The organism is Marinifilum fragile JCM 15579, from assembly GCF_001310955.1.
Taxonomy (GTDB): domain Bacteria; phylum Bacteroidota; class Bacteroidia; order Bacteroidales; family Marinifilaceae; genus Marinifilum; species Marinifilum fragile.
In genome coordinates this window covers 71763-81629 of sequence record NZ_BAZX01000020.1, presented here as the reverse complement: position 1 = coordinate 81629, position 9867 = coordinate 71763, and the positions used below count along the sequence as shown (strand labels likewise).

Below are 9867 nucleotides of genomic sequence, written 5' to 3'. Positions count from 1 at the left end.
CTTGGAACGATAATAGTTTGAGTCGTTGCGCCATTTGACCATAGGTAGCTTGATCCTGCATTGCCGGCATCTAATGTAACCGTGCCACCAGCACAAATTTCCCGGTCTGGACCAAGATTTACTGTCGGTGGCATATTCACTATGATATTAACATCATCTATTCCAACACAACCATTGGCATCAGTTACAACTACGTTATAATTGCCGCCAATTGAAGTTGATATGGTTTGATTTGTTTCTCCATTGCTCCATATATATGATGAGCCAGAATCACCCGCATCCAGCATAACTGCAACACCATCGCAAGTTACCTGATCTGGCCCCAAGTCAATAACCGGATTGGAATGCACTCTCACTTCAATATCATCAGTTCCTGTACAACCATTAATATCAGCAACTACAACAGAGTAATTCCCTGCTGTTTTCACAACGATCGACTGACTTGTTTCTCCTGTATTCCATAAATAAGTTCCACCTGCAAAATTGGCCGTGAGTGTAATCGAGTCTCCCTGACAAAGATCTCTATCCAAACCTAAATCAATGGATAAGTTTGAATTAATATCCACACGAAGCGTATCCAAATCAGGAACTGTACAAGGAGCAACTGGTTGAGCACTTAACTCAAGATCTACATACCCATTAGCTATATCATTTAAACCAGGAGTATAGCTAGGGTTTAAAATGTTGTTGTTATCAAAAGTACCATCTCCTAATGTTCTCCATTCAAAAGAAGATTCATTTTGAACTGTACCATTTAATGAAACTGTTTCAGACTCACAAATTGATAAATCACTCCCTGCGTCTGCATCAACATTCTGAACTACAGTAACTGTAACATCTAAAGGCAATTCTGCCAATTTAAACATACTGATCTCATCAAGAGCATAACCATTTCCAACACCAGATGTACTCACATTATCAATTGAAATTGTCAATTGTGTTAATCCATCGGTATAAATTAAACTCTTAAATAAATCCCAATCACAAGGCTCATCAGTATAAAAATGATCCACTCTAACACCATTTACCAAAACTTCAAACTCATCGTAACTATTTGAATGTAAATTGGTAATATTCACCGAAAACACATAGTAGCTATCTGGATCTACATCAATGGTTTGTTCCCAAACTGTATAGTTCGCTTCAGCACCTTTTACCACCATTACATTATCTGGTGAATTACCTGTAACACCAACACAATCATGAAAGCCACCTCCTAAAATAGTAGTATTACTATTAATGGTATACTTACTTTTTTGATCTTTACAATCTTTGGCAATAGGATTAGAACAGAAATAGTAATCACTGGTAAACCCAACATTTCCCAGATTAAAGTTTCCGTTTTGTATCATTTCAATGGTCTCATCAATATAAAATGCTCTTAAATGGTATGTTTGGGTAGAGTCGGGACTAACCACAACTCGACTAGATAAACCATCAACATCCCAATTAAATAGAAACCCTTCACCTGCAAAAAGTTCCACTGATTCTCCCCTACAGATTATGGTATCATTTAAGTTAATATCAGGCACCGAACCTGTTCCTCCTGAAATATTTACCATATCCATAGCCGAACACCCATTCGAATCATAAACTCGAACTGCATAAAGACCAGGTATATCAACATCCAGGTATCGGCCAGTATGTCCATTATCCCATATATACTGTGCATGTACTCCGGCATCCAGGCGAATCACATCACCTTCCGTTAATTCCTGATCCGGACCTAAGTCAACCACAGGAAGTGGATTAAGACTAACACTTATATCATCCGTATCGTTACAACCATAATCATTTGAAACCGTTACTGAATAGTTTCCAGCCGAATACACCACAATTTGCTGCGTTGTATCTCCAGTACTCCATAAATAATTAGCATTAGATATACCTGCATCTAAAACCACGGCTTCTCCTTCACATACAGTAATATCAGGCCCCAAATCGATATTTAAACTTGGTACGAAATCAACATAAACGTCATCTGTTTCTATGCAACCATAACTATTAGCGACAATAACTGAATAATTTCCTGATGTAGTAACATCAATTTTCGATGATCTTTCTCCTGTACTCCACTGATAAAAAACACCACCTTCACCAGCATCAAGAATTACGGGACTTCCATTACAAGAAATCTGTAGGTCTCCTAAATTAGGATTAGGAGCAGGATTTATTGTTAATGTCAAATTATCGGTTACTACACCACAAGGTGAGTTTGCATTTGCAAGTGCAGTCAAAACCACTGTTCCTGTAGCAATATCACTATCTCCTGGTATATATTTAGAATTAAAACTATTAGGTCTTGTAAATGTTCCATCTCCTGAGCTTGCCCAAGAAAATCCGGTATAATTGGTAGCAGATGCGGAAAGCGATGCACGAGTATTGGCACAAATTGTTTGATCAGGACCAGCATTTACAACAGCTGGTTCCACAACATTCACTACTCTTGAGTCAGGAACTTCTATTAACGGATTAAATGAAATTCCATCCAATGCATAATCGTTACCACTTCGAATTAAATTCTTATTTACAATTGAAATTTCAATGGATGTTTTCGAATCAGAATACCATAATGAATAAAATTCTTCCCAATTACAAGTGGAACCAGAACTTGGTTCAATATAGTCTCCCATGAGCACTCCATCAATCATGAACTCAAGACGAGCAGGATTTGTAGGGTGAACATTACAAGCCCATGTTGAAAATGCATAATATTGATTTGGGTTTACTGTGATCGTTTGACTCCAGATTACAACATTTTCATCAGGTGATCCATTCACAATCAGATAATTATCAGGAGAATTACCTGTATGACCTGTACAATTTGCAAAGTTTGAATGGTATTCGCTAGGATTATCATCAACAGTATATCGACCCTCTTCCCATAGAGATTGCCAATCAGAATGATTTGATGAAGACAACACAGGATCCGGACAATAAACATACTCACTATAAAAACCAGTATTCCCAGAATCAAAATCACCATTCGCAATTAATTCCGTTCCCCTATCAGGAATAAAAACTCTAAGAGAATAAGAGGTAGTTGTAAGAGGTGATACAGTAATATTTTTCGACAAATCACCGGTATTCCAATTGTACATATAAGAGCCTGGTGCCGCTTGAAGCGTAACAGATTCTCCAGCACAAATAATGGTATCATTTTTTGGACTTACAATTTGCGCTGTTCCTAAATGATAACCAAATATTAAAAAGTACGTAGAACAAAACAGTCGTAAAAGTTTATTCATTTTCCCTCCTCTTTTTACTTAGGCTCATTATTCTCTCACAACAATTCATTTTTGACGAATGATTATTTTTACTTCTTTAACTACGTAAATTTAATGATTAAAGTTCGTAAAAACCTCAATTAAAAGCTAAGTTTTCTTAAACAAGAAATCATATCGCTGATAATGAGACATTTTGCTCAGTAATATTATTTTATTCAAATTGAAATTAAATAAGGTGAGTTTGACGTAAAATTCTATCTCCAGAAAGTTAGATTTACATTATAAAAGAAGGGAATTTTTAATGAGAAGATCTCTTAAAATAGAATCTTCTGTATCGATTTGTCTTCTTCTGTCCTAAGGTCCCAAAAATTTATTTAAAAGATCCAGATATTTCTGTCCTAATTTGTAAAAACTCCTATTTAAAACCAGATCAAAATCTGGTGGAACTTTACATCAAAATCACATTAAATGGCAAGCCGTAACTATTAAAAAGATAATTTTCACATAAAACTCATGAAGAATACCACAACAGGAATTCTAACAATGAATGATAATATTTAAAACAAGAAATAATTGAGGCTATAATTCATCATGTGTCTTGTGCGAATCTTCGCACAAATTCAACAAATCGTGAAGCTCCTTTTTAGTAAAAGAACGATACTTACCAGGCTTTAAAGTTCCCAGCTCAATATTCATGATTCTAAGACGTTTTAACATGGTAACTTCATAACCTAAATATTCACACATTCTACGAATCTGGCGATTCAACCCTTGGGTAAGTATGATTTTGAATGTGGAATTGTTAACCTTCGAAACTTTACACTTTTTGGTAACTGTATCCAAAATTGGAATCCCATTACTCATTCTACGAATAAAGTCGTTGGTAATTTTTTTATTTACACGAACAATATATTCTTTTTCATGATTATTTCTTGAACGAAGAATTTTATTCACGATATCACCATCGTTAGTCATAAAAATCAATCCTTCACTCGGTTTATCCAATCTACCAATTGGAAATATTCTTTCCGGATAATTTATATACGAAACAATATTGCCCTTAATTCTAAGGTCAGTAGTACATGTTATTCCTACAGGCTTGTGAAATGCAAGGTAAATATTTCGAACAGTTTTAGTTACAACCTGACCTTTAACCGAAATTTCATCAGACTTTGTAACCTTTAACCCCATTTCGGCTACTTTGCCATTCACTTTCACCTTGCCCGTTTCAATCAGCTTATCCGCTTCTCTACGTGAACAATATCCTGTTTCTGCAATTGCCTTATTTAATCGGGTATATTCCATTCCTTAAATCGCCTGTTATTAATATTTAAAGGTTGACAAAAGTAATGGAATATTTCTTTCCATCACTCCTCAATCATATACAATTTGTTGTTATCAACATTGTAAAAAAGTGGCGCTACAACAACGTTAGGATACTTATTGCGCAATCTATTCGCTTCCATGGTTACAAATTCAGCAGCATTTCCAATTTCAAACATTGGAGCAAAATTGTTAAAATGTTCTTCTGCTCTTTCTTTGCTCCATCCACCATTATTTACCAATCCATCTATAAATTGTCCTTTCTTCGAAACCAAATTAACCATTCCACAGTTATTGTGTCCAATAAGTGCAATGTGCTTAATTCCACCTACCGAAATGGCATATGACACTTTAAATTCACTATATCGAAGGTTGGCTCCACCTGTACGAATGATGTAGGAAAAATTATCCGGAATATGTAAATGTTTTCTATGATCCATACACATTCCTACAAGCAGCTCAGCTTCTGCATAATCGTCAAAAGTTTTGTTTAGATTATGATATTCTATCAATAAAGAAATGGGTGTATTCTGATAAGCCGAAAGAATATCTTCCGAAGAATTAATTTCGATAAGTTGATTCATGGTAATTTTGACAATAGTTAATGTTTAGAATAATTCTAAAGATAGCCAATTGAATCTCTTTTGCAAATATCCCCAAAAATTAAAATATTGATGATTCAGTATAGCTGGTGAACTCTTCTAAAAACCTCACGCCTTTATTTGAGTTGCCTTTTTTATTTAAACGAGGACTCCAAACTACCATACTGTATTTGCCAGGGTGTACAACGGCAATTCCACCACCAACACCACTTTTTCCAGGCAATCCTACCTTAAATGAAAATTCACCTGCCTCATCGTACAAACCACACAGCTGCATTACCGCATTAATTCGCTTCGACTTGCTAGAACTAATTATTTTATTGCCACTTACAGGATCTTTACCATAGTTAGCCAGGAATAAGAATGTTCGAGCCAATTCGCTACAGGTCATCTCTATAGAACACAACTCAAAGTAAAAATTAATTACTTCATCAATGTCATTCTCAATATTCCCGAAAGATTTCATCAGGTTACACAATGCAGCATTTCTATGTCCTTTCGATTTCTCAGATTGTGCAACACGATCACAATAATCTATTTGATTATTACCAGACAGTTGTCGAACAAATTTGATAAAATCTTCCTTAGGTTTTTTCAATTTACTCACTAACACATCGGCAATTACAATGGCTCCAGCATTAATAAATGGATTTCGAGGAATTCCCTCATCATATTCCAACTGAACCAATGAATTAAACGGATTTCCTGAAGGTTCAACACCAACTCTTTTCCAAAGTTTATCCTCCTCTATTTCAAAAGCCATGGTTAATGACAAAACCTTAGAAATACTTTGGATAGAAAATTTTTCCTCCGAATCACCAAAAGCAAAATTTCCTCCATCCACAGTACATAAATGCACGCCAAACTTATCAGGAGACACTTTTTGCAATTCTGGTATGTAGGATGCCACAGTACCATTGTCTACATGAGATTTTAACAACTTATTAACCTCACAAAAAACCTCATTATAATTCATTTGACACACTATTGATCTGATTTAATCTTCAAATATATTGTACTTGGCTTTTCTTTCCTTCCATCTTTCCTTGGCGTATTGCTGCATATCTACAATCTTGTCACGCTCATCAATAATTTCCAAACCAAGCAATGTTTCAATTATATCTTCCATGGTTACAATACCATCCATACCTCCATACTCATCAACTATCAATGCAATATGCTCTTTCTCTTTGAGTAATTTATCCCAAGCATTCAGTAAAGTCTGAAATTCTGAAACCACTACAATCGGTCGAATAACATCCTTTAGGATCAAATTCTCTCCAGAATCTGACATCTTTTCAAAAGCACTTTGTCTAAACACATAGCCTGTTATATTATCTTTATTTTCCTTGTAAACAGGTATTCTAGAATAGTACAAATATCTTTTGTCAGTCAAAAAATCCTTTAAAAGCATATTTTCATTTGCCACAGCAACCACAACTCTTGGGGTCATTATCTGAGTAACATTTAAGCTCTTTAATTTAATCAAGTTCTGGATGATTCTGTTCTCTTTTTCCTCAAACACACCTTCTTCTGTTCCAATCTTTGCCATTGCCGAAATCTCTTCACGACTCACAGAAACCTCATCCTCACCACGTGAAAATATTTTTGAGATATAGCCAGTTAAAATTACCAATGGATAGGTTAGAAAAACCATTGCATTAATAATTAAACCCGAAACCATAGCCAGATTTCTCCAATATAATGCTCCAATGGTTTTTGGTATAATTTCGGAGAATATCAAAATTAGAAAAGTTAACACAGCCGATATCACACCAAAATAAACCTCTCCAAAAAGTTTTGTAGCCTCAGCACCAACTCCAGCCGCTCCAATAGTATGGGCTATTGTATTTAGAGAAAGAATTGCTGATAATGGCCTCTCAATATTTTCTTTCAGCTTAATAAAAGTGTTGGCCGATTTTACTCCATTTTCCTTTTTTACATTCAAAAAAGATAGTGGAGTAGACAGAAGTACTGATTCCATTACTGAACACAAAAAAGAAACAAACAAAGCCAAAAAGAGGTAAAAAAACAGAAGAAACATGTTATTTTTTTGTTACAAGTTATTTTGTCCCAAAATACTTCTTTTTACTGATTTTTGATAAGCGTAATCCCTAATTTTAATAATTCAATTGATGTTCTTGTTTCCCAACAATTTCAAAGCGCTTTGACAGTACGTTTCCTTCTTCATCAACAAAAGTTACATCATGCTTCCCTACTCCAGGAGCAATTTCTAACTGATGATTTCCACAAGTTGTTCCAATAAACTCCCCATCCAAATGCCAGTAAACATTTGCATCGGGATCATGATGGGCAATTTCAAATACGACCTTCTCACGCTTACCATCCAAACCAATTGGTACAAATATCCTGTCATTTGATTTCGGGTAAATCAACTCCATTGCTTGAGATTCTGCAACTCCAACACAATCATCTCTATATGGCGGTAATGGTCTGTACAAAGGATTTCTTTTTTTGTAATACCATTCCATGGCAGGAGGCAAAACAAACCAGGATTTGTGTACCATATTATCCACATTTTCACAATGCGAATTTACCCGATATCTTTTTGTTGCATCCAAATGCACTTGTTTGTGATAGGGACACACATTTGTTTCCAAGCCAGATCTTCCTATCCAAAGGGTATCAACCTGATCGCACCACCGCCCTGCTCTGTGTCCACTGTTTCTGCAAATAGGAACCAATTCCATCTCTTCAACAGGTTGTTGGAACCATTCACTTTTCGGTAACAAATCAAACACATCAAACATGATTGGCGCAGCAGCACCAACTCCAGTTAAACCAGGTCTGCCTTCTCCATCAGCATTTCCGGCCCATACTCCAACCACATAATCCGATGTTACACCAATTGCCCACGCATCTCTAAATCCAAAACTGGTTCCTGTCTTCCAGGCAATTTTTTGTGATGATGAAAAAGACCTCCAACCACTTTCACCATCAGGGCGATTTACTTCCAACAATGCTTCAAATGTTTGATAAACCGATGAAGCTTTTAAAAATGCTTGAGATTCTGGATTTTTCCATTGAATTGAATCCCTGGTATATTTTAGAGTTTGAAATTCGTTTGAATAGTACACTCCATCATTTGAATTGTAATGATTCAAAATTCCAGCCATGCTGGCATACATACCACACATATCCCAAAGACTCCCCTCTGCACCTCCGAGTATTAACGACAGTCCATAATGACCAGCTGGCCTGTTCAAGCTAGACATCCCCATCTTTTTCAGAAAGAAGTGAAAACGTTCAACACCATAATCACGAAGCATTCTTACTGCAGGAACATTTAATGATCTTGCCAATGCTTTTTGTGCAGGAACTGCTCCATTATATTTTAAATCAAAATTTTTTGGTGAATAACCGGCAATTTGAGTAGGAATATCTGCGATCAAGGTATTGGGTAAAATTTCACCTTCATTTAGCATACTGGCAAACAAAAATGGTTTTAAAAGGCTCCCGGTACTTCTTAGGGAATGAATAATATCAACCTGATTGCCATGTAAGTTTTTACCATTATTTTCCGTGTTTCCAACATAAACCAAAGTATTTCTGCTTTTAGTATCAACTACCAAAACAGCCATATTGTATATTTGATTCGCTTCTAGATTCTTCTGATGTCTTCTCACAATTTCGTTTACCTTGTTCTGCAAACCAAAATTGATGGAGGAGACAACTCTCTCCCCTTTATTCTTCTTATGCACTTGATCCAACAAATGAGGCGCAACTCTTGGCAAATGATGAATCTGACGAGGAACATCCTCTAGTTTTGCCAACTCACAAGTTGTTGAATCAATTTCACCAATCCTGTACAATTTATCCAATAATCCATTTCGTTTCCTTAGCAATGTCTTGCTATTCTTTCCCGGATAAATTAAAGATGGAGCATTTGGCAAAACAGCTAAAGTTGCAGATTCTGCCCAAGATAATTCATCGGGAGTGCGTCCAAAAAATCGCCAGGATGCAGCTTCCAATCCAACCACATTTCCTCCAAAAGGAGCATGAGAAGAGTACAAAGCCAAAATTTCTTCTTTAGAATATCGAATCTCCAATCGAAAAGCCAGAATCATTTCAAGAATCTTACGATATACCGTTCTCGATTTGCCTTTTTGGGAAATCCTAATCAACTGCATACTGATGGTACTTCCTCCACTCACAACTCTTCCAGCCTTAAGATTCTGAATTAGCGCTCTTCCCATCGAAACTGGATTCACTCCAGGATGAGAATAAAAGTATTGATCCTCAAAAGCCAATAATGATTTTTCGAATTTCTTTGGCACTTCTTTTATTTGAGGAAACCTCCACTGACCATCATCGGCAATTCTAGCTCCCAACAATTTGTTTTCCTTCGAATACAAAATCGTTGAGTACGGATCATGAAAAAGCTGCTTTGGCAATGAAAACCAAAACAAAATCAATAACAGAAAAAATGCCAACAATAAAATACGGCATTTTCGAGATTGGCAATATTTTATTTCTGAAAAATTCATTTTTTTCAACGCTAAAACGAAAAGACATCACTACAGCTTGCTTAGCCGACAGAAAGGAGATTTACAAGCTGTACTAATCCTTCTTTTTTTTGGGCTATTATACCAATTGCATATAAAATGCTCCATAAGCAACATCAAATTTCAGTAGACTCAATGTCCAAAACTTAGTATACTATCTTTTCGAAAATAAGTATACTTATTCTTGGA

At 35.8% G+C, this 9867-nt stretch carries 7 protein-coding genes; 1 reads left to right on the top strand and 6 read right to left on the bottom strand.

Going from position 1 to position 9867, the window contains the following annotated elements; genetic code table 11:
• The 6 genes from JCM15579_RS14200 to pbpC form a co-directional block, all read right to left on the bottom strand.
• Positions 1–3248: hypothetical protein (locus JCM15579_RS14200; protein ID WP_218186185.1), on the bottom strand; the 3248-nt coding region annotated here is incomplete at its 3' end.
• A 558-nt stretch (positions 3249–3806) separates the two neighbouring features.
• The gene (locus JCM15579_RS14195; protein WP_054721107.1) at positions 3807–4532 is read right to left on the bottom strand and encodes a pseudouridine synthase; all 726 of its coding nucleotides are present in this window, start codon (positions 4530–4532) and stop codon (positions 3807–3809) included.
• 62 nt (positions 4533–4594) lie between these two features.
• A complete protein-coding gene (locus tag JCM15579_RS14190) occupies positions 4595–5134 on the bottom strand; it encodes a carbonic anhydrase (protein ID WP_054721106.1) in 540 nt (179 codons plus the stop codon).
• 79 nt (positions 5135–5213) lie between these two features.
• Positions 5214–6128 (bottom strand): glutaminase, encoded by a 915-nt coding sequence (locus tag JCM15579_RS14185; protein WP_054721105.1) that lies wholly within the window; start codon positions 6126–6128, stop codon positions 5214–5216.
• 21 nt (positions 6129–6149) lie between these two features.
• A complete protein-coding gene (locus tag JCM15579_RS14180) occupies positions 6150–7196 on the bottom strand; it encodes a CNNM domain-containing protein (RefSeq protein ID WP_054721104.1) in 1047 nt (348 codons plus the stop codon).
• 76 nt (positions 7197–7272) lie between these two features.
• Complete coding sequence (pbpC, locus tag JCM15579_RS14175) at positions 7273–9528, bottom strand: penicillin-binding protein 1C (RefSeq protein WP_218186184.1); 2256 nt, start codon at positions 9526–9528, stop codon at positions 7273–7275.
• 5 nt (positions 9529–9533) lie between these two features.
• Here pbpC and JCM15579_RS20925 point away from each other — a divergent pair, with 5 nt between their 5' ends.
• Entirely contained in the window at positions 9534–9737 is a 204-nt protein-coding gene (locus JCM15579_RS20925; protein ID WP_218186183.1) for a hypothetical protein, read from the top strand.
• Positions 9738–9867 lie beyond the last annotated feature (130 nt).